General features: G+C 64.6%; 21 protein-coding genes. 7 read left to right on the top strand and 14 right to left on the bottom strand.

Going from position 1 to position 25,331, the window contains the following annotated elements; translation table 11 throughout:
- Positions 1-39: 39 nt before the first annotated feature.
- The 4 genes from AC1C2M_RS13505 to AC1C2M_RS13490 are packed head-to-tail and all read left to right on the top strand — an operon-like array spanning position 40 to position 3,908.
- Positions 40-1,035 carry an ABC transporter permease gene (locus AC1C2M_RS13505; protein ID WP_495437065.1) on the top strand — a complete coding sequence of 332 codons (996 nt, stop codon included), beginning with the start codon at positions 40-42 and terminating at the stop codon, positions 1,033-1,035.
- Entirely contained in the window at positions 1,028-2,137 is a 1,110-nt protein-coding gene (locus tag AC1C2M_RS13500) for an ABC transporter permease (protein WP_495437063.1), read from the top strand. Before AC1C2M_RS13505 ends, AC1C2M_RS13500 begins: the two co-directional genes overlap by 8 nt.
- Complete coding sequence (locus AC1C2M_RS13495; protein ID WP_495437062.1) at positions 2,134-3,051, top strand: ABC transporter ATP-binding protein; 918 nt, start codon at positions 2,134-2,136, stop codon at positions 3,049-3,051. Before AC1C2M_RS13500 ends, AC1C2M_RS13495 begins: the two co-directional genes overlap by 4 nt.
- A 2-nt stretch (positions 3,052-3,053) precedes the next feature.
- Complete coding sequence (locus AC1C2M_RS13490; RefSeq protein WP_495437060.1) at positions 3,054-3,908, top strand: ABC transporter ATP-binding protein; 855 nt, start codon at positions 3,054-3,056, stop codon at positions 3,906-3,908.
- 54 nt (positions 3,909-3,962) lie between these two features.
- Here the strand turns inward: AC1C2M_RS13490 and AC1C2M_RS13485 are convergent, their stop codons facing one another.
- Entirely contained in the window at positions 3,963-4,271 is a 309-nt protein-coding gene (locus AC1C2M_RS13485) for a Dabb family protein (RefSeq protein WP_495437058.1), read from the bottom strand.
- 300 nt (positions 4,272-4,571) lie between these two features.
- Here AC1C2M_RS13485 and AC1C2M_RS13480 point away from each other — a divergent pair, with 300 nt between their 5' ends.
- Entirely contained in the window at positions 4,572-5,612 is a 1,041-nt protein-coding gene (locus AC1C2M_RS13480; RefSeq protein ID WP_495437056.1) for a LacI family DNA-binding transcriptional regulator, read from the top strand.
- A gap of 1 nt (position 5,613) precedes the next feature.
- Here AC1C2M_RS13480 and arfA read toward each other — a convergent pair whose 3' ends face one another.
- The 11 genes from arfA to AC1C2M_RS13425 form a co-directional block, all read right to left on the bottom strand.
- Entirely contained in the window at positions 5,614-7,155 is a 1,542-nt protein-coding gene (arfA, locus tag AC1C2M_RS13475; protein WP_495437055.1) for an arabinosylfuranosidase ArfA, read from the bottom strand.
- An 83-nt stretch (positions 7,156-7,238) separates the two neighbouring features.
- The gene (locus AC1C2M_RS13470) at positions 7,239-8,168 is read right to left on the bottom strand and encodes a carbohydrate ABC transporter permease (protein ID WP_495437054.1); all 930 of its coding nucleotides are present in this window, start codon (positions 8,166-8,168) and stop codon (positions 7,239-7,241) included.
- Positions 8,168-9,106 (bottom strand): carbohydrate ABC transporter permease, encoded by a 939-nt coding sequence (locus AC1C2M_RS13465; protein WP_483406322.1) that lies wholly within the window; start codon positions 9,104-9,106, stop codon positions 8,168-8,170. The genes AC1C2M_RS13470 and AC1C2M_RS13465 overlap by 1 nt, the downstream gene beginning before the upstream one ends.
- A 75-nt stretch (positions 9,107-9,181) precedes the next feature.
- Positions 9,182-10,549, bottom strand: coding sequence for an ABC transporter substrate-binding protein (locus AC1C2M_RS13460; protein WP_495437052.1), 1,368 nt, complete (start codon positions 10,547-10,549; stop codon positions 9,182-9,184).
- Positions 10,550-10,964: 415 nt separating this feature from the next.
- Positions 10,965-12,374 carry an APC family permease gene (locus tag AC1C2M_RS13455; protein WP_495437050.1) on the bottom strand — a complete coding sequence of 470 codons (1,410 nt, stop codon included), beginning with the start codon at positions 12,372-12,374 and terminating at the stop codon, positions 10,965-10,967.
- Positions 12,375-12,451: 77 nt separating this feature from the next.
- Positions 12,452-13,375 (bottom strand): aldose 1-epimerase family protein, encoded by a 924-nt coding sequence (locus AC1C2M_RS13450; protein ID WP_495437048.1) that lies wholly within the window; start codon positions 13,373-13,375, stop codon positions 12,452-12,454.
- A gap of 151 nt (positions 13,376-13,526) precedes the next feature.
- Positions 13,527-13,673, bottom strand: a complete 147-nt coding sequence (locus tag AC1C2M_RS13445; RefSeq protein WP_495437047.1) for a hypothetical protein — start codon at positions 13,671-13,673, stop codon at positions 13,527-13,529.
- A gap of 85 nt (positions 13,674-13,758) precedes the next feature.
- Positions 13,759-15,384 (bottom strand): beta-N-acetylhexosaminidase, encoded by a 1,626-nt coding sequence (locus AC1C2M_RS13440; RefSeq protein WP_495437045.1) that lies wholly within the window; start codon positions 15,382-15,384, stop codon positions 13,759-13,761.
- A gap of 501 nt (positions 15,385-15,885) precedes the next feature.
- Positions 15,886-16,656, bottom strand: coding sequence for a hypothetical protein (locus tag AC1C2M_RS13435; protein WP_495437043.1), 771 nt, complete (start codon positions 16,654-16,656; stop codon positions 15,886-15,888).
- 9 nt (positions 16,657-16,665) lie between these two features.
- The gene (locus AC1C2M_RS13430) at positions 16,666-18,804 is read right to left on the bottom strand and encodes a primary-amine oxidase (RefSeq protein ID WP_495437042.1); all 2,139 of its coding nucleotides are present in this window, start codon (positions 18,802-18,804) and stop codon (positions 16,666-16,668) included.
- Positions 18,805-18,859: 55 nt separating this feature from the next.
- Positions 18,860-20,344: an APC family permease gene (locus tag AC1C2M_RS13425; protein ID WP_495437040.1), complete on the bottom strand. Its 1,485-nt coding sequence runs from the start codon at positions 20,342-20,344 to the stop codon at positions 18,860-18,862.
- A 225-nt stretch (positions 20,345-20,569) separates the two neighbouring features.
- Here AC1C2M_RS13425 and AC1C2M_RS13420 point away from each other — a divergent pair, with 225 nt between their 5' ends.
- Positions 20,570-22,069: an APC family permease gene (locus AC1C2M_RS13420; RefSeq protein WP_495437038.1), complete on the top strand. Its 1,500-nt coding sequence runs from the start codon at positions 20,570-20,572 to the stop codon at positions 22,067-22,069.
- Positions 22,062-22,772 (top strand): IclR family transcriptional regulator, encoded by a 711-nt coding sequence (locus AC1C2M_RS13415; RefSeq protein ID WP_495437037.1) that lies wholly within the window; start codon positions 22,062-22,064, stop codon positions 22,770-22,772. The genes AC1C2M_RS13420 and AC1C2M_RS13415 overlap by 8 nt, the downstream gene beginning before the upstream one ends.
- 726 nt (positions 22,773-23,498) lie before the next feature.
- On the opposite strand, the gene AC1C2M_RS13410 is transcribed toward AC1C2M_RS13415, so the two are convergent.
- Positions 23,499-24,806, bottom strand: coding sequence for a HipA domain-containing protein (locus AC1C2M_RS13410; protein WP_495437035.1), 1,308 nt, complete (start codon positions 24,804-24,806; stop codon positions 23,499-23,501).
- Entirely contained in the window at positions 24,806-25,234 is a 429-nt protein-coding gene (locus AC1C2M_RS13405) for a helix-turn-helix domain-containing protein (RefSeq protein WP_495437033.1), read from the bottom strand. Before AC1C2M_RS13405 ends, AC1C2M_RS13410 begins: the two co-directional genes overlap by 1 nt.
- Positions 25,235-25,331 lie beyond the last annotated feature (97 nt).

Below are 25,331 nucleotides of genomic sequence, written 5' to 3'. Positions count from 1 at the left end.
GACACGAGGAGGAGTTCTGATGATCTCGAGGGATAGTCGATGAAGTACTTCGCCCGGCGGATCGCGTTCTACGCGGCCACCCTGTGGGCGGCATTAACCCTCAATTTCTTCATCCCCCGGATGATGCCTGGCGACCCAGCCGACATACTTCTTGCGAAGTTGGCACGGGTCGGCCGAGACATCCCGCCGGGAGTGGAGCAATCGATCAGGCTCCTCCTCGGGTCCGACACCGGAGAACCACTCTGGTCCCAATACGTCACGTACCTCGGTCGCATTTTCAGCGGTGATCTGGGCGTATCGGTCACTCAGTACCCGGTTCCGGTAGCAACGCTGATCAGTGAATCACTGCCGTGGACCATCGGGCTGGTCGGTCTTGCGACGATCCTTTCCTTCATCGTCGGCATCTCGGGCGGGATCTGGATCGGGGCAAAGCGAGGCACCGCGCTTGACGGCGTTATCCCGGCGTCAACGTTGCTGCAGTCGGTGCCGTACTTCTGGCTCGCCCTGCTGCTCGTCTACTTTTTCTCGGTGCAGAACACGTGGTTCCCACGGATTCACGCCTATGGCCTGGAATTTACGAGCGGGCCGGAGTGGTCGTGGGCGTTCGTGGGCTCGGTGATCTATTACGGCACGCTTCCCGCGCTGACCATCGTGCTTTCGTCGTTCGGAGGCTGGCTCCTCGGCATGCGGAACATGATGGTTTCGACGCTGTCAGACGACTACGTCACCACCGCTGAGGCGAAGGGCCTGCGCAACTCCCGCGTTCTTCTCACCTACGCGGCCCGCAACGCAATCCTCCCGTCGATCGCTGGTTTCGGCATCTCGCTCGGATTCGTCGTCGCGGGGTCGATCGTCATGGAACAGGTCTTCTCATATCCCGGGATTGGAAAGCTCCTCATCCAGGCGGTGCAGAACAACGACTACGCCCTGATGCAGGGAATCTTCCTGATCATCACCGTCACGGTGCTCATGGCCAACTTCATCATGGATATGGTCTACGGCTTCATCGACCCAAGGACGCGTCACAATGGATGAGAGTATCCGCGAGCACGAACTCGCCAAATCAGTTGACTCGGCATCTCCGCGAGAGGATATCGCCGCAGACGGGATCCCGCTCGACGAGATACCCGCAACGACAGCCTTCCCGCACACCGCCTCGGTCGCCATCCGTTCACGTACCAAGACACGCCGACGCCTCGCGGTCGCCGTGCCCCGTTCGCCCAAGCTGATCGTCGGCCTCCTGCTCACCTTCGGCATCGTCCTGTTCGGACTCATTGCGCCCTTCTTCGTGCAGGACCCGAAGTTCTCGGGAAACCCGTCGAACCTCGCGCCGAACCCGGAACACCTGCTCGGAACGACGCAGCTCGGATACGACGTGCTCGCCCAACTCGCCTATGGCGCCCGCGGATCACTCATGGTCGGGCTGATCGCCGGCGTCATCGCGGTCATTCTTTCGCTCGCCTTCGGCATCATCGCCGGCTACGTCGGGGGCTGGACGGACGAAGTCCTCTCGCTCATCACCAACATCATGCTGGTGATTCCCGGATTGCCGCTGATCATCGTGATTGCGAGCTACGTGCCATCCCGCACGCTCCTCCTCGTCGCGCTCGTGCTCGGGTTGACGGGCTGGGCAGGGTCCGCGGTGGTGCTCCGATCCCAGGCCAAGTCGCTGCGAAATCGTGACTACGTCGCGGCTGCCCGCGTGGCCGGTGAGAAGCCATGGCGCATCATCCTCGTTGAGATTCTCCCCAACCTGCTTCCCCTGCTCTCCGCACAGTTCCTGTTCGCCGTCATCATGGGCATCCTCGGTGAAGCCGGGCTCTCCTATCTCGGTCTCGGTCCGGTCGGATCGATTACCTGGGGAACGATGCTCAACGAGGCGCAGCTCGGAACAGCGCTCTCCAGTGGGGCCTGGTGGTGGTTCATCCCACCGGGCGCGCTCATCGCATTGCTCGGGTGTGGACTCTCACTGATCAACTTCAGCATCGACGAATACATCAACCCGAGGCTCCGCCTCGCCCCCGCTGCACAGCGCAGCGTGCGCAAAGCCCGGAAGGCGGGCCGTCAGGTCACGTCGAACCACGCGGTCACTGACGACGGAATCATCATTGACCACAAGAAGGGAACGTCGGCATGAGTGCAACTCACGACCCCGGCACCGCCCCACTCGGGAGCGCTGCGCACGAGCGTTACATCGAAAACCTCACTCCGGTTCTCACCGCCAGCGGCGTCTCGATCGAGTACGAGGTTGACCCTCCCGTGCAAGCGGTGAAGAACGTTTCACTCACGCTGTACCGGGGAGAGATCCTCGGGCTCGCCGGCGAATCCGGCTGCGGTAAGACCACATTCGCGTACGGGCTGAATAAACTCCTGAAGCCACCAGCGCTCATGAGCGCAGGCGAAGTGATCTTCCATGACGAGTCCGGTCAGGACATCGACGTGGTCTCCCTCTCGGGCGACGGTCTTCGTTCCTTCCGCTGGGACAAGATCTCGATGGTCTTCCAGGGCGCCATGAACTCCCTGAACCCGGTGATCAGCATCCGCGCGCAACTGTTCGACGTGTTGACGACGCACCGCCCCGGAATGTCGAGGGAGCAGAAGCTCGCCCGCAGCCGCGAACTCCTGAGCCTCGTTGGCGTAGACCCGGACCGCCTGAACAGTTACGCGCACGAGCTATCCGGGGGTATGCGCCAGCGGGTGATGATCGCTATGGCTCTCGCGCTGCAACCGCAGGTCATGATCATGGACGAACCAACCACAGCTCTCGATGTTGTCGTTCAGCGCGAAATCCTCCGCGAGGTTATGCGACTCCGGGAGGAGTTCAATTTCGCGGTGATCTTCATCACCCACGACCTGCCGTTGCTGTTGGAGATCAGTGATCGGATCGCCGTCATGTTGCGCGGTGAGATTGTTGAGCTCGACACCGCCGAATCGATCTATGAGGACCCTCAACATCCATACACGCAGAGGCTTCTGGCGTCCTTCCCCAGCTTGACCGGGGAACGGGGAGATTTCGTACGCACCGGTGATTCGGCAAAAGGAAGGGGCTGAGCATGGACTCGCTCGAGGTACGGAACCTGACCAAGGACTTCACGATCCGTAACGGTCTCAAGCGCTCGAAGCTGCGCGCGGCGAACGACATCAGCTTCGTGCTCGAACCGGGCAAGACGATCGCGATCGTCGGTGAATCGGGTTCCGGCAAATCAACGGTCGCGCGGATGATCGCGAAGCTTGAGCAACCGACATCCGGCGAAATTCTCCTCGATGGTGCCCCGAGCGCAACCCGCGGTCGCGCTCTCGTCAACTATCGCCACCAGGTACAGATGGTGTTCCAGGATCCGTTCGCTTCGCTGAACCCCTTCCACACCGTCGAGCACCACCTCGACCGACCGCTCCGTCTCCATGGCGCGACCACCGATGCGCGCGAGACGAAACGACGCGTCTACGAGTTGCTCGAGCGGGTGAACCTCACTCCGGCGGATGTCTTCGCCGCCAAGAAACCACACGAAATGTCGGGAGGCCAGCGTCAACGGGTTGCGATTGCCCGCGCGCTGGCGCCGGGCGCGCGGTTCCTCATCGCGGACGAGCCCGTCTCGATGCTGGATGTCTCGATCCGCCTGTCCGTCCTGAACCTTCTCGCCCGCTTGCAGCGTGAAGACAACCTCGGGGTTCTCTACATCACACACGACCTGGCGACGGCGCGGCACTTCAGCGACGAGATCATTGTGATGCTTCGCGGCAACATCGTTGAACGCGGCCCATCGGACGAGGTCATCCTCAACCCCCAGCACGACTACACCAAGCTGCTTCTCGCGGCCGCGCCCGACCCGAGCAGGCAGGGCAGGCTCCGTGACGAGGTTCGCCGTGAGGTCGCCTCGCGTGACCAGGCCCGGAGCGCGATGCCGTAGCGCGCCTGGCGTTCACCAACGGTTGACGCGCTCATGCGGACCGGAACGGATGCCTCACACGTTCAGGTCGTAGACCAGGACCTCGGCCGCCCACTTGCCGATCAGGTCCTTCACCGGTTCATGATCCGGATGCGGCAGGTACTCGTCGCGCGCCGTCTCGCTCGCGAAGGTGATCGCGAGCGCCCACTCGAATCCGCGTTCCATTCCCTCGGGGCTGGAGCTCGGCCCCGAGGAGATGCTCAGGATCCCCGGGATCCGTTCGGGCAACACGCCAACCGCGCGGGTCAACTGGTCGAGGTCGCCCTGCTGTAGCGGCGAGTTCCAGCGGACGAGCACCATGTGTAAAACGTTCTGAGATGTCATGAAGCAATCATGCCGCGAGAACCGCCGAGACCCCCCGATATCGCGTGCCTGGCGATGCCGGCCCCTGCCCCGAGCGTGAAGGAGCGTCGGCTAACGGATGCCAGCGGTCACGCCCGCGAGCGCGGCACATCCATGTCCGCGCTGCAGAAGTATCTGCAGCGCGAGCATGGAAGTGGAGCGGTCGGCGAAAGCGCCGCGGGCGACGGATGCCGCCGGCCCGCAACGGGTGCCCAGCGACTGCGCTCTATGCCCGGTGAGGTCGGATATATTGACCAGAGCGCCACAAGGACGGAGTCATCGATGAGGTCGACCATTCGCGACGTGGCGCGGGTCGCGGGAGTTTCTGCGAAGACGGTCTCGAATGTCATCAACGACCATCCGCACGTGCGCACCGAGGTGCGCGATCGGGTGCGCAGCGCGATCGTCGAGGTGGGGTACCGGCCGAATCTCTCCGCGCGGGGCCTCCGCTCCGGCCGGACAGGCGTCATCGGACTTGCCGTGCCCGCCCTCCGCGAGAACTACTTCGCCGAGCTCGCGGATGCCGTGATCCGCGCTGCAGAGAAACGGCGGCTCAGCGTCCTGGTTGGGCAGACCAACGGCGATCGACTCAAGGAACTGGACGTGGTCAAGGGCACGCTGCTGCAGGGCACCGACGGGGTGCTGCTGAGTCCGGTGCGGCTCGGCCAGGACGACGTCGACGAACTCAATGTCCCGCTGCCGCTCGTACTGCTCGGAGAACGCATCTTCGGCGGTCCCACCGACCACGTCACCATGCACAACGTGTCGTCGGCCCGCGCTGCGGTCGAACACCTCATCGCGCGGGGCCGCACCCGTATCGCTCTCATCGGCGTCCCACAGCAGTCCGACGGGAAGCAGGGTGGGCATGAACCGAGCTCGGCGAGCTTGCGCCTGCGCGGGTACCGGCAGGCTCTCGAGGACGCTGGCATCCCCGAGGCTCCGGAACTCATTTGCGCGGCCCGCCCGTGGGGTCGGGAGGCGGGGGCAGCCGCCGTGCGCCGCCTGATCGCCGAGCGGGTTCCCTTCGACGCGGTCTTCGCCCTCAACGACACTCTCGGTCTCGGCGCCCTCCGCGCCCTCGGCGAAGCCGGCACTCGAGTCCCCGACGAGGTCGCGGTGATCGGGTTCGACAACATCGACGAGACCCGCTTCTCTGTGCCGTCACTCTCGAGCGTCGATCCCGGCCGCGAGTCCATCGCCGAGATGGCTGTGGAGATGCTCGTCGAACGCATCCGCGAAACCGGCGAGCGCCGGCCGCCCCGGCTCGCCAAACCGGACTTCCACATCGTCACGCGCGAGTCATCCGGCTCCGTCCCGGCGTAATTCAGCCGAGGGACACCGCCGTCCACGACACCGCAGGCAGAGTCACCATGAGGATGCCGTCATCCACCGCCGCAGACGTGTTCGGTATCAGTGACACCCGCTCCGGGTCCTCCCTCGTGTTCGTGGCATAGACGTCGGGATCGGCAATCATCTGGGTCTCCAGGACCGACAGGTCTCCGAGCGCGGCAAGGCTCACCGACACCGTGACTTCATCGGTGAGCGACCGGTTGACGAGGAAGACAGCGGCACGGCCGGACTCCGCGTCGTACGTGGCGCCGGCATCCACCACGGGTACCTCCCCGAGTTCCTCAGACTCGTAGTGCACGCTCTCGACCCGGACGTCGAGAGACACACCGGCGGCGAGGCGGGAGGTAACCGCGAACGGAAAGTACGTCGTCTGCCGCCAGGCGGGCCCACCGGGTTCGGTGGTGATCGGGGCGATCACGTTCACCAGCATCGACATCGACGCTGAGGTGACCCGGTCGGCGTGCCGCAGCAACGAGATGAGCAGCCCGCCGACGACGACGGCGTCGGCCACCGAGTAGACGTCTTCGGCCAGGCGGGGCGCTTCGGGCCAGTCGTCTCCCTCGATCTCGTCGGTGCGATAGAAGCGGTCCTTCTGGCGCGGGAAGCTCCGGAGGTTCTCGCCGAGGTACCAGACGTTCCACTCGTCAAACGAGATGTTGAGCGTCTTGTCGCTCCGTTTGAGCGCTTTGACGTGGTCCGCTGTCGCGATCACCGTATCGAGGTAGCGGTCCATCTTGACCGGCGAGGCGAGGAACGAGCCGAGGTCACCGTTCTTCTCCTGGTAGTAGCCGTGGCAGGAGATGTAGTCGACATCGTCGTAGGTGTGCTCGAGCACCACGCGGTCCCACTGCGGGAAGGTCGGCATGGTCGGATGCGATGATCCGGATGCCACGAGCTCCACTTTCGGGTCAAGCTGACGCAGCGCTTTGGCCGTCTGTGACGCCTTCTTTCCGTAGTCGTCCGCCGGTGAGTGGCCGAGCTGCCAGGGACCGTCCATCTCGTTGCCGAGGTACCACATCGAGATTCCGAACGGCTCCCTGCGGCCGTTCGTGATGCGCTCCTCGGCCAGCGCTGTCCCGCCGGCGATGTTCGAGTACTCCACCACATCGAGCGCGTCCATCGTGTCTGCCGTGCCGAGGTTGACCGCGTACATGAGTTCTCCACCGACCTTCTCGACCCAGGAAGCGAACTCGTGCAGCCCGACCTCGTTCGTTTCGGTGGATCGCCACGGCAGGCTGAGCCGGCGCGGGCGTTCCTCGCGGGGCCCGATGCTATCCCGCCACCGGAATCCCGAGACGAAGTTCCCGCCCGGGTACCGGATCGCCGACACCCCCATCTCCCGCACGAGCTCGATGACGTCCTGCCGGAAGCCCTCATCGTCGGCGCTCGGGTGGCCCGGTTCGTAGATCCCCGTGTACACGGCGCGACCCATGTGCTCGATGAACGAGCCGAAGAGCCGCCGGTTGATCGGACCGACGACGAAACGCGGATCGACGACCACGCTGGCACTGGACATACTTCTCCTTAAGACGTGCCGACGGCATCCGTTCGGCTCTGCATGTTCGGTTCTGCACAACACGAGAGCCGAACGGGCCGCTGTTACTTGATGCTTCCCATCGAGAGCCCGCCCTGCCAGTACTTCTGCAGCAGCAGGAACGCGATGATGAGCGGGATGACGGAGACGAGCGAACCGCTGGTCACCAGGTTCCAGACGAGGCCTCCGGCCGTGGCGGAGTTCGACTGCACCTGCCACGTGTTGAGGCCGACAGTGACCGGCAACAGTGTCTGGTCCGACAGCATGGCCAGTGGCAGGAAGTAGTTGTTCCAGCCACCGACAACAGAGAGAAGCAGCACCGTCACAATCGCCGGCCGCATCAACGGCAGCGCGATCGTGGCGAAGGTCCGGAACTCACCGGAGCCGTCGACCCGCGCGGCGTCGAGCAGTTCGTCGGGAATGGCATCCTGAATGTAAACGCGCATCAGGTACACCCCGAACGGGCTGAGCAACGACGGCAGGATCACGGCCCACACGGTGTTGGTGAGGCCGAGGTTGTTGAACAACACGTACGTCGGGATGACGAGGGCCGTTGCGGGAACCATAACGGATGCCAGCAGCACCATAAAGCTGACCGAACGTCCCCGGAACCGGTACTTCGCGAACGCGTAACCGGCGAGCACGGCCAGGATCGTCGCGCCGACGCCGCCAGCGAAGGCGTAGAGGAACGAGTTGCCCAGCCAGCGCACGTAGATGCCGCTGTTGTACGTCGCCAGCTGCGCGATGTTGTCGAACAGCGCGAAGTTCTGGTCGAACCACAGCGGCCCGCCGGTGCCGTTGAACAGGCCCTGGGTGCTCTTGGTGCCCGCGACGACCAGCCACCAGATCGGGAGCAGGAAGTAGAGGGCGGCGATGGTGAGGAGGATGTGCATGCCGACCTGTTTGCGCTCCCCCGGCAGCACGTCTGGCCGCTTTTTGCGCGGGCCGGACTCGGTGATCGCATCGTCGATGAGTGGCAGAGGTGAGGTAGTCATCAGCGGAGTCCGCTCTTCTTGCGTGTGGCGATGAGGAAAATGATCGAGGCGAGGAAGACCATCAGTCCAAGCGCGAAGGAGATCGCCGACGCGTAGTTGAACTGCTGGTACGAGAACGCCAGGTTGTACGCGTACAGGTTTGGCGTGTACGCCGCATCGATAGCGTTACCGGCGAGCGGCGCGAGGACCTGCGGTTCGGTGAAGAACTGCAGTGTGCCGATCAGGGAGAACACGACGGTCAGCACGAGTGACGACGCAACGATCGGCACCTTGATGTGCAGTGCCGTTTGGAGCTTCGTCGCCCCATCGATCCGGGCGGCTTCGTAGATCGCCGGGTCGATCGATTGCAGTGAGGCGTAGATGATGATCATGTAGTAGCCCGTCCACTGCCACGTGACGATGTTGGTCAGGGACCAGAAGATCGAATCGCGGTTGAGCAGGTCGGGCGCCTGGGTGTTCAGGAATTCGAAGACCGTCACGAGCGGGCCGAACGACGGGCTGTACAGGAATCCCCACATCAGTGCGCCGATCACACCGGGGATCGCGTACGGCACGAAGATGAGCAGCCGCGTAAACCGGGACAGCCTCGTGCGGATGTCGTCGAGGATGAGCGCGAAGACCAGGGCCAGCCCGATCTGGAGGGGAACGAACACAACGGCGAACGCCGCGACGCGCACCATTCCAGACAGGAAGCGTTCGTCGGTGAACGCTTTGACGTAGTTGGCGAGGCCAGCGAACTGTTCGCCGCCGGCGAGGGTGTTGGTGTGCAGGCTCATCCAGAAGGCATAGACCAGTGGGAGGACGAGGAAAACGAGAAACACGATGGCGAACGGCGCGAGAAACACCCAGCCGAATCGCGCGTGCTTCCGCTCAAGACTGGCGCCGCGCTTCACCGTTGGTGGGCGGACGGGATGCTGAAGCTGAGGGGTGGTAGACATGGGTCACTTCCTTGGGACGCATTGTGGAGAACTCCTGTGCGGGCGAGGCACTGCCCCGCCCGCACAGGACCGAACTCAGTTCAGGGTGAAGCCCTGTTCGGTGGCGTAGGTCTCCAGCGATTTCTGCAACTCGTCCGCCGCTTCGGCCGCGGTCATGTTGCCCTCGATCGCCTCAGACAGAAGGCGCTGCGACTCGTCGTAGTAGTACTGCGAGAACGGCGAGAACATCACACCCTCGTAGTCGAGCGCTGCCTGGGCGAAGAACTCTCCGTTGAACTTCTGACCGCCGAAGAACTCGTACTCGAGGTCCTTGAAGTAGTCAGACTCGATCATGTCGGGCATGGCCAGGAAGAGGCCACCCTTCTCAACGCCGAGCTTCTGCCGCTCTTCCGTGTTGTACAGCTCAGCGGCAACCTTCGTCGCGAGTGCTGCATCGCTGGCCTGCGTCGTGACGGCGAGCGTGCTGCCGCCCCAGTTCACCTGCACCGGGTTGGCGGCATCCCACTGCGGGATCGGAGCTGCACGCCAGATGGCGCCCGCTTCCGGGTCCTCGAAGTCGGGGATGTGCGCGTTGTACCAGACCGGGTACACGGCGGTCGCGTACTTGCCGCTGGCGAGGGCCGTGCTGAACTCAGGAGTCCACGCCTGGTCGGTGCCGACGAGTCCGCGGTCGACCAGGTCGAGCCAGTATTCGTAGACCGTCTTGGTCGCGTCATCGTTGTGGTTGATGGTGATTTCGGTGGGGTTGCCGTTGTCGAACTCGAACGGAACGGCGCCGGCCTGGTCGAGGAAGGCGTAGTGCTGTCCGGCACCGTTGGGGGCAAAGTTGCCGATCTTGACCGCTCCGCCGGTTGCGGTGTTCAGCTGCTCGGCCGCTGCCGCATACTCATCCCACGTCGTCGGAATGGTGATGCCGTTCTCTTCGAAGATGTCGGCCCGGTACCACATGCCCACCGGTCCGAGGTCGACGGGCACCGCGTAGACGCCGTCACCGCTGGAGACATCGCGCCAGGCACCCTCGGTGAAGTTGTCCTTGTAATCCTCGATGCCGTGCTCGGTCATGTCGACGAGTCCGCCCTGGATCAGGAAGCTGTTCAGCCAGTCGTACTCGATCTGGACGATGTCGGGTGCGCCCGACTTCGACTCGAGCGAGGTGGAGAGTTTGGTGTACTCGTCACCGCCCTGGCCGGCGTTCGACCAGCAGATCTGAACGTCGTCGTTCGATTCGTTGAAGTTGTCGACGGTCTCGGCGGTATCTGGGAGCCATCCCCAGTACGTGACGACCGGAACATCCTTCACCTTGATGTCGTTGGTGCAGTTGGATTTGCTGGCACCGGAGCCGCCACCGCCTCCGCTGCCCCCGTTGTTATTGGTGCATCCGACGAGCGCTGCTGCGAGCGCCGTCGTCATGCCTGCTGCGAGCAGGGCTTTTCTCTTGATCATGGGATTGCTGGTCCTTTCGCGGTGCAAAGACACCGTTGTCGGGCACCGGGGTGCCACTGTTGCTGCGAGAGAAAATGCACCCATTTCACGCCGCTGGATCGCCGGAATCGGGCCCACTACAACAGCCTGACGCCGGAAAAACGCGCGGTCTTCCGCCGTTTACATCGTTGAAAGCTTTTCGCGAAGTGAATGCAGCATCAGGCTAGGACGAAAGGTCTGGTTTGTCCATGGAAATTGTTTTTGCGGATGCCAGGGGTCACTTGCGCGAGCGCGGCACATCCATGTCCGCGCTGCAGAAGTATCTGCAGCGCGGGCATGGAAGTGGAGCGGTCGGCGAAAGAGCCCCGGGCAACGGATGCCGTCAGCGGTCGGCGAAAGCGCCTCGGGCGACGGATGCCGCCACCTGCGCGACGCGTCAGCGAGCGACATCCTCAAGCACCGGCGGCGTCGAGGCAGGGGCACTCCCCCGGTGCGGCACGAACAACCCGCCGACAAAGACACCAGCGAGAACCAGTCCCCAGACGATGGCCGCGACAGTGCCGCCGACGAGGAACGGGAAATTCCACAGCGAGATGGCGAGCACTCCCAGCAGGCCAATGCCACCGAGAACCGACGCGGTGACCACCCACGTCGACGGCGCCTCACCGGGTGTGCGGCGCCGCTTCGCCCCGAAGGCGAGCACGGCGAAGCTCGTGAGCGCCATCATCCAGATCACGCCGACCGCGCCCGCTCCCGAGTACCAGGTGTAGATCTGCACCACCGGGTCGAGCTGGGCGAGAGCCGACACCACAATGACGACGGATGTGATCGCACTGACCCAGAGGGACGCCCGCGACGGTGCGCGGTGCTTCGTGTGCACCGCGGCGAGCGTGCGGGGAAGCACACCGCGCTGTCCGAGGGTGAAGAGGTAGCGCGTGACGATGTTGTGGAAGGCCAGCATGCACGCGAACATGCTCGTCACGACAAGCACCTGGACGAGGTCGGCGAAGACCGGCGCGACGACTTCGCCGGCCAGGCCGACGATGACGCTGTCGGGGTTCGCCTCGGAGGCGGCAATGGCATCCGTCCCGCCGAGCCCGGAGATCACCAGCCACGAGGAGACGAAGTAGAGCACGCCAACGGCGGCCACCGCGATGTAGGTTGCCCGCGGCACGGTCCGTTCGGGGTCGCGGGCTTCGTTGCGGAACACGGCGGTGGCCTCGAAGCCGAAGAACCCGAGGAACACGAAGAGCAGCCCGAGGCCGGGTGCGCCCGAGAGCGCTTCGGCCGGGCTGAACGCGGTGGTGGTCAGCTCCCGCCCCGAGAACAGCACGCCGAGGTCGATCGCGATCACCGCAACGACTTCGAGCACGAGCACGATGCCCAGCACCTTCGCCGAGAGGTCGATGCTGCGGTAGCCGAGCAGCCCGACGATCACGAGCATCACCGCCGAGATGAGCCACCACGGCAGCTGCAGTCCCGTCCAGAGTTCGAGCAGGTTGCCGGCCTGCACGCCGAGGTACGCGGTCATCGACACCGTCAGCAGAACGTACGACAGGAGAGCGATCGCCGCGGTTCCGAGCCCGGCCCGCCGCCCCAGGCCGCGATCCACATAAGAGTAAAACGCGCCGGCATCCGGCACCCGCGGGGTCATCCAGGCGTATCCGACCGAGAACAGCAGCAGGATGACCGTCGCGGCGAGCACCATCAGCGGCGCGCCGATCGACCCCGACACGGTGAGCACGAGCGGGAAGTTCGCCGCCACCACGGTGATCGGCGCGGCCGCCGCGATCACCATGAAGACGATGCCGGGCACGCCCAGTCTGCGGGTCAGAGTCGTTTCCAAGAGAGTTCCTTAGGGATGGGGCGTGGGCAGGGCGCGATACACGGATGCCGCTGGCCGGCATCCGCAAAATCGCAAGACTAGATTGCGGCGATGCTCCACGACGCGAAGGTGACGCCGCCGGGCTGGAGCACGAGCAGGTCCTCGCCGGAGTTGAACGCGTCGGGCGGGCAGGTCATCGGCTCGACCGCGAGGCCGATGCGGCTGGGTTCCGGTGCGGGCCGGTCGGCGGTGTGCACCTGGACCCACTTGCACGACGAGTCCCAGCGCATCTTCACGCCGGTGCCCGACGGCGCCATGACGCGAACTTCGGCCGTGCGGTTCTCGTCGCGAACGATGGACGTGAACGCGTGGTCGATGAAGGTGTCGCCGATGACGCGGGGTTCGCGGAAATCGAAGATTCCGCCTGACTCGGTGGCGACATCCGCTTTGCCGATCGGGATGAGGCGGTCATCGGTGACGGTGAGGACCTGCTCGGCGGGGAGGAGCAGGGTCCAGTCGTCGACGGTACCCTCGCCGGCGACGAGGTACGGGTGCGGGCCGGTGCCGAACGGGGCTGGGGCGTTGCCGGTGTTGCGCGCGGCGACGGTGGTGTGGAGGCCGTCGGCGTCGAGCATGAACTCGACGCGGACCTGGATGCGGAACGGGTAGCCGGTCTGCGCCTCGATGGTGGTGGCGAGCATGACGCGGTCGTCGGCCTCGTCGAGGGCGATGAAGTCGTGCCAGGCGACCAGTCCGTGCAGGGCGTGGTGACGCTCCGGTTCGCTGAGCGCGAGGAGGTACTCGGTGCCTTCGAAGCTGTAGGTGCCGTCGACGACGCGGTTCGGCCACGGCGCGAGGGTGGCGCCCCGGTAGGCCGGGCGCACCTGGTCGGCGTCATAGGGGACGACGAGGTCGCGGCCGTTGTGCTTCAGCTCGCGCAGCGAGGCGCCGACGCTGGCGATGGTCGCGGTGTATGGGCCGCTGGTGAGCTCGAACTGCGTTCCGGAAAGAGGAAGGGTCATGGGTCAATTCTGCCGGGTGTTGGGGTTGCTCCGTGCCGCGCCGTGCGCTTGTGGTTCGTCGAGCGCTGCAGATCCATGCTCGCGCTGCAGAAGTATCTGTAGCGCGAGCATGGAAGTGCCGCGGTGGATGTAACGAGCGGGCACGGAAGCCTCAGACGGCGAGCGCGCCCGCCATCAGCGCAACGGATGCCGCCAGGCTCGCTGCCAAGAGGCATCCGATCAGGTCACGCAGGAGCGGTTCGCCAGCGAGCGCTACAGATCCATGCCCGCGCTGCAGAAGTATCTGTAGCGCAAGCATGGAAGTGCCGCGGTCGACGAAACGGAGGAGAGCCCGGGCACGGAAGAGACGCGAACGGTGTGGCGGGCCCCTACAGCAGGGATGATTACGCGATATTCGCGGTGATCGCCGCTACGTAAGCCGCAACTTCCGCTCGCTCCGACGGCCGACCAGGGACACCCGGGCGCAGCTGCCACGGGCGCGGGCCGTCGTGGCGTCGGTACTCGACGCCACGAGCGTCGAGGCGCCCAAGGTGCGCCGTTAGCCGCGGCTCAAATTCAGCGTAATCCCGGGTTCCGGCCGACCACAGAGCCTCGGCGAGAGCACACAGCCGGGGGAAGGCCAGATAGTCGAGCGTTCGGGGCGAGTCGGCATGCTCGCTCCACAGGTTTCCCTGACCACCGAGAACATGCCGTGACTGTTCCCGGGTGAGCTCCGCGGGCACGGGGTCGAAGGCATAGACGTCGGCTACTGTCGTCACGGTGGCGACGGGAATCGGTTCGTCCGGGTGGTCAGACTGGCGGTAGTCGAGATACACGGTGTCCTCCGGGCACATGATCACATCATGGCCAGCCCGGGCTGCCGCGATCGCACCGGCACGACCCCTCCAGGATAATACTGTCGCACCGGCGGCGAGGCCACCCTCGAGGATCTCGTCCCAACCGAGAAGGCGGCGTCCGTGCGAGCTCAAGTGTTCGTCGATCTGTCCGATAAACCAACTCTGCAGGGCGTGCTCGTCTTCGACTCCGAGTTCGCGCATGCGCTCCTGGGTTCGTGGATCAGCGCGCCACTGATCCTTGGGGCACTCGTCACCACCCACGTGGATGAAAGGGGAGGGGAATAGTTCGACGACCTCATCGAAGACGTTCCGGAAGAACTCAATCGTGCTCTCCTCGACGTTGAAGACGTTCGTGTTAATGCCCCACTGAGTCCACGGCTGCAATTGTGCACCGGTCACTCCGAGCTCCGGGTAGGCGGAAATCGCGGCCTGCGCATGGCCGGGCAACTCGATCTCGGGGACCACCGTGACGCCGCGCGCTGCCGCGTAGGACACGATCTCCCTGATGTCGTCCTGCGTGTAAAAACCACCGTGGGGCCGTCCATCCATCACCGCAGTGGGACCGGCACCCACCTGAGATTCCGGGCGCCACCCGCCCACTTCGGTGAGTAGCGGGTAGCGACGGATCTCGAGCCGCCATCCTTGATCGTCAGTGAGATGAAAATGCAGGATGTTAAGGCGGTGCATGGCCAACAAGTCGATGAACCGCAGGACCTCGTGCGTTGGCAAGAAATGCCGGGCGACGTCAAGCATGACTCCGCGCCAGCCAAACGCTGGCGCGTCAACAACCAGCACGGCCGGAGCCGTCCAAGAGACATTCGCGACGGCGGCACGTCGATAGACGGCCTCAGGAAGCAACTGCAGGAATGACTGCACGCCCCAGTATCCGCCCCGGTCAGTGGCCGCTGTGATCACGACGCCTGACGTGTCCACCGCCAGCCGGTATGCCTCGTCGTCGAGCTCGGAGTCGATCTCGAAATGGATGGCACCAGACTCCGCATCGCCGGGCACGCCCGATGCAAACGGATATCCGGTTGAGGTCGCGAGGACGTCCCGGAGGAACGACGCGGCGCCACGAAGATCATCGTCCGCGATGATTCGTGTGTCGGAGGTGAGCTCGAAAACGCCGAAGCCGATTTCGACGTGCTGCGGGCGTGGGACGAGAGTAATCATGGTTTCCTTTCGGCCGACGTTGTCGGCGCGCGGGGATAGCTCGAAACCGTCTCTGGTTCGGCTCGCGGGTACACCTAGTGAAGCGAACCCTCCGTCTTGTTTGCAAGCTTTCTTTACTAATTGGACGAGACTGCGACCGAACCCGCCGTGTTGGCTGCCCCATTCGCCCGAGGCTCCTCGATGATTTGCTCGACCTCACCTGCCCGTTCTGTGGCATCGCATTCCCGTCGTCCAGCGCGGAATCATCCGCCTTCAATGGCGAACGGACGTGCCCGCACTGCGCCGGAACCAGAATCATCCGTGACGTCGATGACCGGATGCTCGTTGCTCCCTTCGAGATATGAAGAGTTGGTCGGGCTAGCGAGCGTCACGGTCCGCCAACGAGCCCGCTATTCCTTCGAGCGCTGCAGATCCCACCGTCGCGCTGCAGAAGCATCTGTAGCGCGACACAGGAAGTACAGCGGTCGGCGACGTAGACGGGCAAAAGACGCGGGCAGGGCGTCAGACTGCGAGGGCACCCGCCATCAGCGCTACGGATGCCGCCATGCTCGCGGCCTCGAGGCATCCGAGAACGTCGCGCCTCGGCAGACGGTACAGCGCTGCCGCACGCCAGGCCGAGTAGCCGACATAGACCGCTGATCCGCCGAGCACGAGGGTGGGGAGCAGACCGGCGGCGGAGTGGTGCGATGCGACGGATGCCGTGTGGCCAGCGGCCATCAGCGCCAGGAGCCCGGCCATCACGATGAGCCCGAGACTCGAGTGCAGCAGCGGAGTGTGGGCGGCTGACCCGGGAGGTCTGTCCAGCAGTAGAGCGTGGGCGGCAGGCCCGGCAGGTCGGTCCAGGAGCGGGGCGTGGGCGGCTGGCCCGGTGGGTGAATCCCGAAGTGCCGCATTGGCGGAAGATCGAGCAGGTCTGTCAGGCAGCGGGGCAGTGGCGGCCACCGGGGTGGCACGGTCGAATAGCGACGTTACTGCGGTCCCGCCTGCCCTCGGCACCCGCGCGAGAGCGGGAGTCGCCGCTCCTGCGTTGCCCGCGATCGACACTCGCCCCAGCGGCAGCCCCACCAGCGCGAGCGCGACCAGGCCAGCCACCCACAGAATCGGGGCGACGAGACCGAGGCCGAGCGCGACATCCGCCATCGCCACCAACATCGCAACGGCGGCGAAGCCCTCGAACCCGGACAGCACCCGGCTCCCCCGCCGACCACCGACGGTGCAACACGCACCGAAGGCGGCTGGCAGGAGAGCCGAGAGGTGGAGCAACTCCGTCATGGCGAGGAGCTAGTGCCCACAGGTGCAGTTGTCGCCGCACCCGCCCGACGACGCCGCGGCACCAGCAGAAGCAGGAGCAGGAGCACCAGCCGAGGAGGCCGACAACCCCAGATCCGCCGACGCCACCCCATCGCCGTCAGCGACACCGAGCTCGTCCGAGGCCGCCGCATCAGGCGACGCGATCCCCGACGAACAGTGCGCCACCGCCGCCGGCACATTCAGCGCCGGGTTCTTGCCGAAGAACCCATACGGCTTGAGCGTGAACTTCGCGTAGTCGACGGGCATCACCGGCCAGTCCTCCGGCCGCGGAAAGTGCGTCGGCCCAAACGTGTGCCACAGCACGATGTCCTCACCGTCGACCGACGCGTCGTCGGCAATGTACTTCGAGACGCCGTCACCACCCGGGTTCTGGTGCACGAAGTCGCCAGCCGCATACTTCTCGGCGGGGTCGTACTGAGTGACGAAGAGGTGCTTCGTCGCGAACTCCGCGCGCGCAGCGATCGAGGAGGAGGCATCCGCCAACAATGTCGGGGCATCCTGCGGGTAGAGCGTGTAGCCGGTCGGCCGCCCCATCCGGTTGGTCTTCTCGGTGTTCACGACGTTCCAGGAGCGGGCAACGGATGCGTCGGCGACGCGACCCGAGACCGCTTCCGTTGAGATGCGGGTCGTCTTCTTGGTGAACGCGTTACCGTGCTCGTTGCCCGGTCCGACCGGCACCCGGCCGACCTCGACCTCGTCGACGGCGTTGGAGAGCCCGTCGACCATCATGTCGAGCCGCGCCGAGAACAGGTGCTGATGGTAGGGGCCACCGAGTCCGGGCGCGACCTCCGACGCATACGGGTAATCCGCACCATCTTCAGAGAGCCCCGGATACGCGGACGTGAACAGGATGCCGGTCAGCTTCGCCTCACACTCGATGGTGCCGTCGAGGTAGAGGTACCAGTAGAAGCCGTAGTCGTAGTTGCCGACCGTGGTGAAGAACGAGATGACGAGCCGGCGCGAGCGGCGCACCTCGTTCGAGCCGGTGTAGAGGTCGGAGTGCTTCCACAGCGTGCCGAAGTCCTCCTCGTGCATGCAGATGCCGTTCGAAATGGTGAACGGGTTGCCGGTCTCGTCGGCCATCACCGCGTCGAAGTACTTGATCTCGCCGACACAGTCGCAGCCGAGCGCGAGCGAGTTGGTGAACCGACCGAAGAGGTACTCGCCGGTGTCGAAGTAGTTCTGCCAAAACCGCACCGGGGACGGGTCCCCGTATGGGACCAGCATTTCATTGATCGAGGCCCGGTAGATGACCGGGCGCTCCTCGCCGGCATCCGTAAATGACAGCCGACGCAGAACGAGACCCTCGCGCACGTCGAAACCGACCTGGAACTTCCAGTTCGCCCAGCTGACGACATCGCCGTCCACCGTGAAGCTCGGTCCCTCAGGCTGGGTGATCACGATCGGCTTGAGCGTCGTCAACGGCGAACCCTGCACCGCCGGGTCGTCGAAGTTGCCGCTCTCGGCGGGAATCGCCAGGTCAGCCGAGTCGATCAGCCGCGTGATGGTGCGGGATGCCGTGTCGACGTAGGCGCTGAGACCGTCAACCGGGTGCGCCCAGACGTGGTCGCCGGGGTAGTCCTGCCGGAACGCGAGCACACGCAGCATCCGTCGTCCCTCCTCCTCGGGGAAGTCGTAGTACCCGGCAGACAGCGGCACAACCTTGACGTCCTCAACGGTGGTGCCGCGGCGGGTCAGCGCCTCAACCCAGCGCGGATCCTCGGCGACGATGTCGGCCACCGCGTCGAATTCCTCGACGAGGATCGGCAACTGCCCAGCAGACCCGTCGAGCACCGAGGTAGAGACCACAGCACCGGCATCGATTGACACGACATTGTCGGTCGAGCGGCCGGTCGCCATATCGAGCAGCATCACCCGCGCACGCCGTTCGGGCAGCGCGCCCTGCCCCGCCTGCCAGGCGAGCACCTCGCGCTTGTGCGGTTCATCGAGCCCGACGTAGGCGAACCGGGTGGTCTCGGTGAATTCGTCCGACGAAGTGACGATGTCGCGGATGGTCACGAATTCTGTGGAGGTGAGGTTGGCGAGCGGATGCTGCGTGCCCGCTTCGTTCTCGCCCGAGGTTGTGGTGGGGGTGTCAACGAGGGTCATGAGGGTGGTCTCCTTGCTGGTGGTGCGGGGTGGGTATTAAGAGGAATAGAGAGGATCAGCCGCTGATGGCGTCGGTGAGGGTCTCGTAGACGGCGGGGTGGGTCTTCTTGATCACGAGCGCCTGCACCCAGCCGATGAGCGGGAACAGCACGATCAGTCCGAGGAGCACGGCGCTCACCGCGCCGAAGCTCGGTGTCCCGGTGGCGTCGACATCGCCGACGAGCATCGGGAAGTTGGCGATGATCACGACGGCAGCGCCGACCAGTCCGACGAAGCCGAGACCGGGTGCGATCACCGTGTTCCAGAGCCGTCCGTCCTTCTTGGTACGGGCGAAGTAGACAATGATCGCGGCGCTCGTGATTGCCATCAGAATCGCGATCGCGAGGGTGGCGACGCCGGCGAACCAGGTGAACACTTGCAGCACCGGGTCAAGCCCGAGCACCGCGAAGATCACGACGCACACAGCAGCGGTGATGCTCTGGGTGAGGGACGACAGGTGCGGCGAGACGTGCGTCGCGTGCACCGAGCCGATGCGGGCCGGCAGCACGCCGGCGTTTGACATCGAGTGCTGGTAGCGGGTGATGACGTTGTGGAACGACAACACGCAGGCGAACATGCTCGTGATCAGCAGCACGTTGATGATGACCTCACCGACGACACCGAGATACTGCGCTGTCGTGACGAGGATCATCGCACCGGGATCTTCGGCGGCGACACCGAGCACGTTGTCGGGGCCCCAGGCCATGACCAGTCCCCACGACGCGAGCGTGTAGAACAGTCCGATGCCGATGACAGCGACGTAGGTGGCGCGCGGGATGGTGCGGTTCGGGTCTTTGGCCTCGTCACGGAAAATTGCCGTGGCTTCGAAGCCGATGAAGGCGGCGATGGCGAACATCAGGCCGATGCCGGGCGACCCGCTCATGACGTGAGACGGTTCGAACGGGGCGAGTGAGAGGCCGTCGGCGCCGCCCGCGAACACGACCGCGGCGACCAGGGCAAGGACGATACCGACCTCACCGATCAGCAGCACGCCGAGCACCTTCGACGAGAGGTCGATGTGCCGGTAACCGAGGATGCCGACCAGCGCGATCGACGCCAGCGAATACAGCGGCCAGGCAATGTCGGGCCCGCCGAGGCCCGTCACCGTCACGTTGAGCAGGTAGCCGATATAGCCGTAGACCGACACCTGGATGGTCGTATAGGTCAGCAGCGCGAGGAACGCGCTCGCAAGCCCCGCCTTCTTGCCAAGCCCGTATCCGACGAAGGTGAAGAACGCGCCGGGCTTCGGCACGTGCTTGGTCATCGCGGCGAGGCCGACCGAGAACAGCAGCAGCACGACCGCCGAGATGGCATACATGCTCGGGAAGCCGACCCCGTTGCCGAGGAGAATACCGAGCGGTGCCGCACCGCCGATCACGGTGAGTGGTGCCGCAGCGGCGACAACCATGAAGACGATCGCCGTCACGCCCAGCGAGCCGGAGAGCGCTCGTCCGGTCGGCGCGGCACCGGCGTCTGCGGCCGGTTTGGTGGTGACGGTCATGAGAGTTCTCCAAGCTGAGCGAACGATGCAGGTGAGGAGGAGCGGATACCGGCAAGCTTCGCCCGCCGCTGTTGCGCTGAGATTCCTCCCGCGTAAAACACCGAGCACGCTGAATGAGACGAGAGCCGCAAGGCCGTCTCATTTAGACGTCACGAACCGGAAACACGCGCGTCGCGACCCCGCAACGAGGGCCACCTAACGTGATGTCATGTCGGAGATTGCCGAATGACCGCCCTCGATCGGGCGATTTCACACCCTGACCCTGTCGAGGGGCTGGGGAGTCGCTCCCCCATGCACGGTCTCGACCGGCGCAGTGTCGGATTCGCCGCGGTGCTCGCCCAGTCGGTGTCGGCGGTCGCACCGTCGGCCGCAGCGACGACCATGCCGTTGCTCATTGCGGTCGTTGCCGGTGGCGCGTCATTCGGGTCGCTCGCGCTCGCCATGGGTTTGGCGCTGCTGATCGCGACGACGATCAACTCATTCGCGAAGCGGATCGCCGCGACCGGCTCCCTCTACACCTTCGTCGCGAAGACCTTCGGTGCCGGGGCCGGTGTGGTCACCGGGGTCGGGATGCTGATCGGCTACGGCTTCATCGCCATGTTCGCGCTCGCCGGCGCGAGCTACTACCTCGTCATCCTGCTCGGCCGGGTCTCCCCCTACCTGGCCTCGAGTTCGGCGGTGGCCGCATTAATCGTGGGCATTCTGGCAGCTGGGGTGTTGCTGGTGCTGGCGCGGGGCATCCGTTTGTCGACACGGGTGACGCTGCTGGTGGAGCTGGTCTCGGTGGCCATCATTTTGATTCTCGTCGGTACCCTGCTCGCGCAGGTCGGGCCGACGATCGACTGGTCGGCGTTGTCGCTGGCCGGGGGAACACCGACGACGCTGTCGGTTGGGGCGGTTGTCGCGTTGACGGCGTTTGTGGGCTTCGAGAGTTCGGCCACCTTGGGGGTGGAGGCCCGCAAGCCGTACGCGGCGATTCCGCGCGCGATTGTCTGGACGGTGATGGTGTCGGGCGGGCTGTACCTGCTGGCGTCGTTCAGCCAGCTCGTCGGGTTTGCGTCGTTGGGGCAGGACATCCGGGCGAGTGAGTCGCCGGTGAACGACCTGTCGGCGGCGTTCGGGCTGGAGGAGATGGGTGTGCTGCTCGATGTGAGCATTGCGGCGTCGTTCCTGGCCTGTGCGATCGCGTCGACGACGGCGCTGGCGCGGGTGCTGTTCACCATGGGGCGGGAGGGCCTGCTGCCCGAGGCGTTCGGGCGGGCGCACGCCCGGTATCGCACGCCATTCACCGCCGTGATGGCGGCCGTGCCGGTGATCGCCGTTGTGCCGATGGTTGCGGTGCTCGTCGGTGACGGTCTGTGGCCGGCGATGCAGGTGCTGCTCGTGGTGGCGGCGGCCGGCTACATCACGTCGTACATCCTGGTCTGTGCGGCGGCGCCGGTGTTCCTGAAGCGGATCGGGGAGTTCACCCTGTGGGCCGGGGTGCGCGGCGTTGCAACCTCGGTGCTTCTGACCGGTGTTCTCGTTGTGTATCTCGTCGCCGAGGCGCTGTCGTCGCGGACGGCAGGGGTGTGGATGTTCGGAGTCGTGATGCTCGTCGGGGTGACGGCATACCGGCTGCGGGTGCGGCGGCGGCCGTGGCTGCGCGAAACCATCGGCGCGTGGGATGAGCCCAGTGCCGGTGATGTGCTTGGAGGGGCCGTGTCGGATGTCCGCCGTGACTGAGCCGCGGGCGGTGCGGCGACCTCCGGCAGCGTCGGCTGCACCGGCTCCGGTCGGAGAGGTGCGGGCGCGGCAGCCGAAGGCGATCCACAGTGCGCTGACCGTGCTCGAGGAGGTCGCCCGGCTCGGTGCCGGGGTCACAGCGCAGGAGATCTCACAGAGCCTGGGCCTGCCGCGCGCGACCACCTACCGCTTGATCAACCTGTTGGTGCAGGACGAGTACCTGGTGCGGATGCCGGACCTCACCGGTTTTGCGCTCGGCCGCAAGGTGGTCGAGCTCGCGCACCTGGTCGCACCGGCGCCCCCTCCCCAGGCGGTGCGGGACGTGATCGCGGACCTGCGCTCCCGGATCCGGGGCGGTATCCATCTCGTCCGCTACGAGGGCGACCGGATCCTCATCGTGGATGCGGACCCGGACTTCCCGCTGAGCGACGAGTCGCGAATCTCGCGCGACCTGTCGGCGTCGGCGATGGGCCGGCTGTTGCTCGCGGAACGGTCTGGCAGAGCGTCGCCGTCGGGCTACGCATCGCAGACCGGCGAGCTGACGGCGGGCTACGGATGCCTCGCGCTGCCGATCCGGGCGGCCGACGGGCGGCTAGTGGGCGCCCTCTGCCTGTCGGCTACAACTCAACGCATTGCAGCACCCGGCGACATACTCCCGCAACTGGACGTCTGCGCGCGCCGCTTGGCCCCGCTCCTGGCATGATCGGCCTCGAACGAGTCGCGAGTTCCGTCTGACTCGGTGGCAACACCTTTCGCAAACCGGATGAGTCGGTCTTCTGTAGCTGTGAGCACCTGTTCGGCCGGGAGGAGCAGGGTCCAGTCGTCGACGACGCCTCGCCGGCGACGAGGTACGGGTGCGGGTCGGTGCCGAACGGGGCGGGTGCGGTGCCGGTATTGCGGTCGTCGACGGTGGTGTGGAGGCCATCCTCGTCGAGCATAAATTCGACGCGCACCTGAATGCGGAACGGGTAGCCGGTCTGCGCTTCGATGTTGGTGGCGAGCATGACGCGGTCGTAGGAGTCGTGCCATGCGACCAGGTCCGTGCCGGGCGCGACCAAGTCGGCGCCGGGCGTGGTGACGCTCCGGTTCGCTGACCGCGAGGAGGCAGTCGGTGCCCTTGAACCCGTAGGTGCCGTCGACGACGCGGTTCGACCACGGCGCCAGGGTGGTGAAAACGCTGGCGATGGTCGCGGCGCATGGGCCGCTGGTGAGCTCAAACCGCGCTCCGGAAAGGGGCAGGGGCAGGGACAGGGGTGAGTTCTGCCGGTTGTGAGCTCTCCCATTCACCGGGTTCATGGCGTGAAGCGGACGCCATTTGGCAGGATGCCACGAGAACAAACAAACCTGGGGTTTTCGTCCTGCCGATAGAACTTTGCTCTACCGACCACATTTTCGGAGTCCGACGCGAAGCTCCACCACGTCTGCATATTCACACGTGAACTTCCTGAAGAAGCACCTTCTTCGCTTGGGCGCTTCGGAGGTCCATTCGTTCGATAAGCAGACTAATAATGTCGGTTTGAAATTCCACGTTGAGCTGCTTCACGACATCACGGAAAGCCCGGGGCGCCAGATCACAAAGGTCCACTGCCCACTGCCACATCCGAGTCGCGTCCAGACCTGCGTCTCGAGTTACCGCCTCCCATTCAAATCGGCCCATCGAAGCGACCGAGTACGAACCAGATACCTTCATCGCCAATTGCGTTTCGCCAATTGCGTTCAGGAGCCCTGCGCCCCCGGGCTCGTGCGGATTCAAATAGGGAAGAAAAGAAGAGACGTCATACAGGGGCGTCAAGCGGGCGCCCTCAGGCAGGAGCCACAGCGAGAAGTTCTTTGAATGTGCATCTGTATTCAACACCAACCAGGAGTAGATCAGCCCTTTCACAAATCCTTCGAGCGAATCACGAGACGCCTCCAGGTCGTCAATACGCTTGAGCAGTTTGATAACATCGCGGTAACCAGGACCACCATCCTTCTCGTACTTGCGAAGGCGCGGAACGCCTAAAGCCTGCGATACATCCTCTTGGTGGATGCGAACCACTTCTTCCGCAGTAGCATTTCGGTCGAACCTTTGAACCTGCAGAGTATGTTCGTTCTCGAACGTCACCATTTGTGTCGCCGCGACCGGGATGCCTAGCAAGGCAGCGGCGCTCATGACTACGTGCTCCACGATCTCCGCATCCGGGTGATTCATCACCTGCGGTTTGAATATGTGCGTTGAAGGTTCTGCTCCCGACGGCTCCCACCATTGAGCGTCTCGCAGGGCAAGTGCAAACTTCCCTTGCGCCCCGCCGAGTGAAAATTGGCCCAGACCCACATCCTCCGTCGGCAGCGGCCTGTTCTCTCGGACAGCACGAATGCGGTCAGCGATGCTCGCTGCACTCGCTGGCTCGAGGCTTCCTCCGCTATTGCGAGGCTCGCCGGCGGGGTAAAACTCCAAGGCTCCTGCGACATCTCGTCCGTGTATGGCGAGTAGCCCAAATACTTCCGCATCTGACAATAGGGACTTTCTCGCCCATTCCTCCCTCTGAGCGGTGCTGTCCGGGAGCAAGTTATCCACGAAGTCATACACCACACGGCCACCGTGAACTCGTTGGCTTATTGGCAATGACAGCGAGACAGGTGGCGCGCCCTCGATCTCTCGCCACGCACGTTCGTAAGTGAGCAGATAGTCGGACGGGCCCCGTCGATCCAGTGTGGCGACCGGGTATCCGTAAAGAATGACGTCTAACCGCTCCATTACTCCCCCTGGGGGTCAGAGTCAGATGCCCCGTCGCGCAGGTTCGAATTTAGCGAAGCTTGCCAATCAGCGCGCGTTTCGGCAGCTCGCTTCATCGTCTCTCTCAACGACGCGAGCACGGCTGGATTCAGGATAGGCGTCTTGACCGCCGGCATTGGCGGCACCGTTAGGTTGGGCACCTTGATCGCCGGAAACGAAAAGTTGATCGCACCATTTGCCACCCGATCGCGGACGTCGACGATCAGCCCCAATTCGCGCAGCACAGCCATCGCCTTCGAAAGCGAAACATCCGCTTTGGCTTGCTCAAATCTCGATAGCCACTGCCGAGTGACCCCTGCCCGCTCGGCAAGTTCTTGTTGGGAAACGTCCAACTCCTGCCGTCGCTCGCGTGCGATTCTGCCGACGTCCTCCGGCCATGTTGCGCGCATCGTGGTCCTCCCTGCAGTGGAACAATATCATTCCCTGACGCAAATGGAACACTCTTATTCCATTGGACCATAGTAACAGAAGCATTCCATTGAGGCG

This window comes from Mycetocola sp. Y444, from assembly GCF_059445295.1.
This window is presented reverse-complemented; position numbering and strand designations above follow the sequence as displayed.

Bases quoted from the DNA above. Each gene is read 5' to 3' on its own strand.
- AC1C2M_RS13505 (WP_495437065.1), top strand. From the start codon at position 40: ATGAAGTACTTCGCCCGGCGGATCGCGTTCTACGCGGCCACCCTGTGG.
- AC1C2M_RS13500 (WP_495437063.1), top strand. From the start codon at position 1,028: ATGGATGAGAGTATCCGCGAGCACGAACTCGCCAAATCAGTTGACTCG.
- AC1C2M_RS13495 (WP_495437062.1), top strand. From the start codon at position 2,134: ATGAGTGCAACTCACGACCCCGGCACCGCCCCACTCGGGAGCGCTGCG.
- AC1C2M_RS13490 (WP_495437060.1), top strand. From the start codon at position 3,054: ATGGACTCGCTCGAGGTACGGAACCTGACCAAGGACTTCACGATCCGT.
- AC1C2M_RS13485 (WP_495437058.1), bottom strand. From the start codon at position 4,271: ATGACATCTCAGAACGTTTTACACATGGTGCTCGTCCGCTGGAACTCG.
- AC1C2M_RS13480 (WP_495437056.1), top strand. From the start codon at position 4,572: ATGAGGTCGACCATTCGCGACGTGGCGCGGGTCGCGGGAGTTTCTGCG.
- arfA (WP_495437055.1), bottom strand. From the start codon at position 7,155: ATGTCCAGTGCCAGCGTGGTCGTCGATCCGCGTTTCGTCGTCGGTCCG.
- AC1C2M_RS13470 (WP_495437054.1), bottom strand. From the start codon at position 8,168: ATGACTACCTCACCTCTGCCACTCATCGACGATGCGATCACCGAGTCC.
- AC1C2M_RS13465 (WP_483406322.1), bottom strand. From the start codon at position 9,106: ATGTCTACCACCCCTCAGCTTCAGCATCCCGTCCGCCCACCAACGGTG.
- AC1C2M_RS13460 (WP_495437052.1), bottom strand. From the start codon at position 10,549: ATGATCAAGAGAAAAGCCCTGCTCGCAGCAGGCATGACGACGGCGCTC.
- AC1C2M_RS13450 (WP_495437048.1), bottom strand. From the start codon at position 13,375: ATGACCCTTCCTCTTTCCGGAACGCAGTTCGAGCTCACCAGCGGCCCA.
- AC1C2M_RS13445 (WP_495437047.1), bottom strand. From the start codon at position 13,673: ATGCTTGCGCTACAGATACTTCTGCAGCGCGGGCATGGATCTGTAGCG.
- AC1C2M_RS13440 (WP_495437045.1), bottom strand. From the start codon at position 15,384: ATGATTACTCTCGTCCCACGCCCGCAGCACGTCGAAATCGGCTTCGGC.
- AC1C2M_RS13435 (WP_495437043.1), bottom strand. From the start codon at position 16,656: ATGACGGAGTTGCTCCACCTCTCGGCTCTCCTGCCAGCCGCCTTCGGT.
- AC1C2M_RS13430 (WP_495437042.1), bottom strand. From the start codon at position 18,804: ATGACCCTCGTTGACACCCCCACCACAACCTCGGGCGAGAACGAAGCG.
- AC1C2M_RS13425 (WP_495437040.1), bottom strand. From the start codon at position 20,344: ATGACCGTCACCACCAAACCGGCCGCAGACGCCGGTGCCGCGCCGACC.
- AC1C2M_RS13420 (WP_495437038.1), top strand. From the start codon at position 20,570: ATGACCGCCCTCGATCGGGCGATTTCACACCCTGACCCTGTCGAGGGG.
- AC1C2M_RS13410 (WP_495437035.1), bottom strand. From the start codon at position 24,806: ATGGAGCGGTTAGACGTCATTCTTTACGGATACCCGGTCGCCACACTG.
- AC1C2M_RS13405 (WP_495437033.1), bottom strand. From the start codon at position 25,234: ATGCGCGCAACATGGCCGGAGGACGTCGGCAGAATCGCACGCGAGCGA.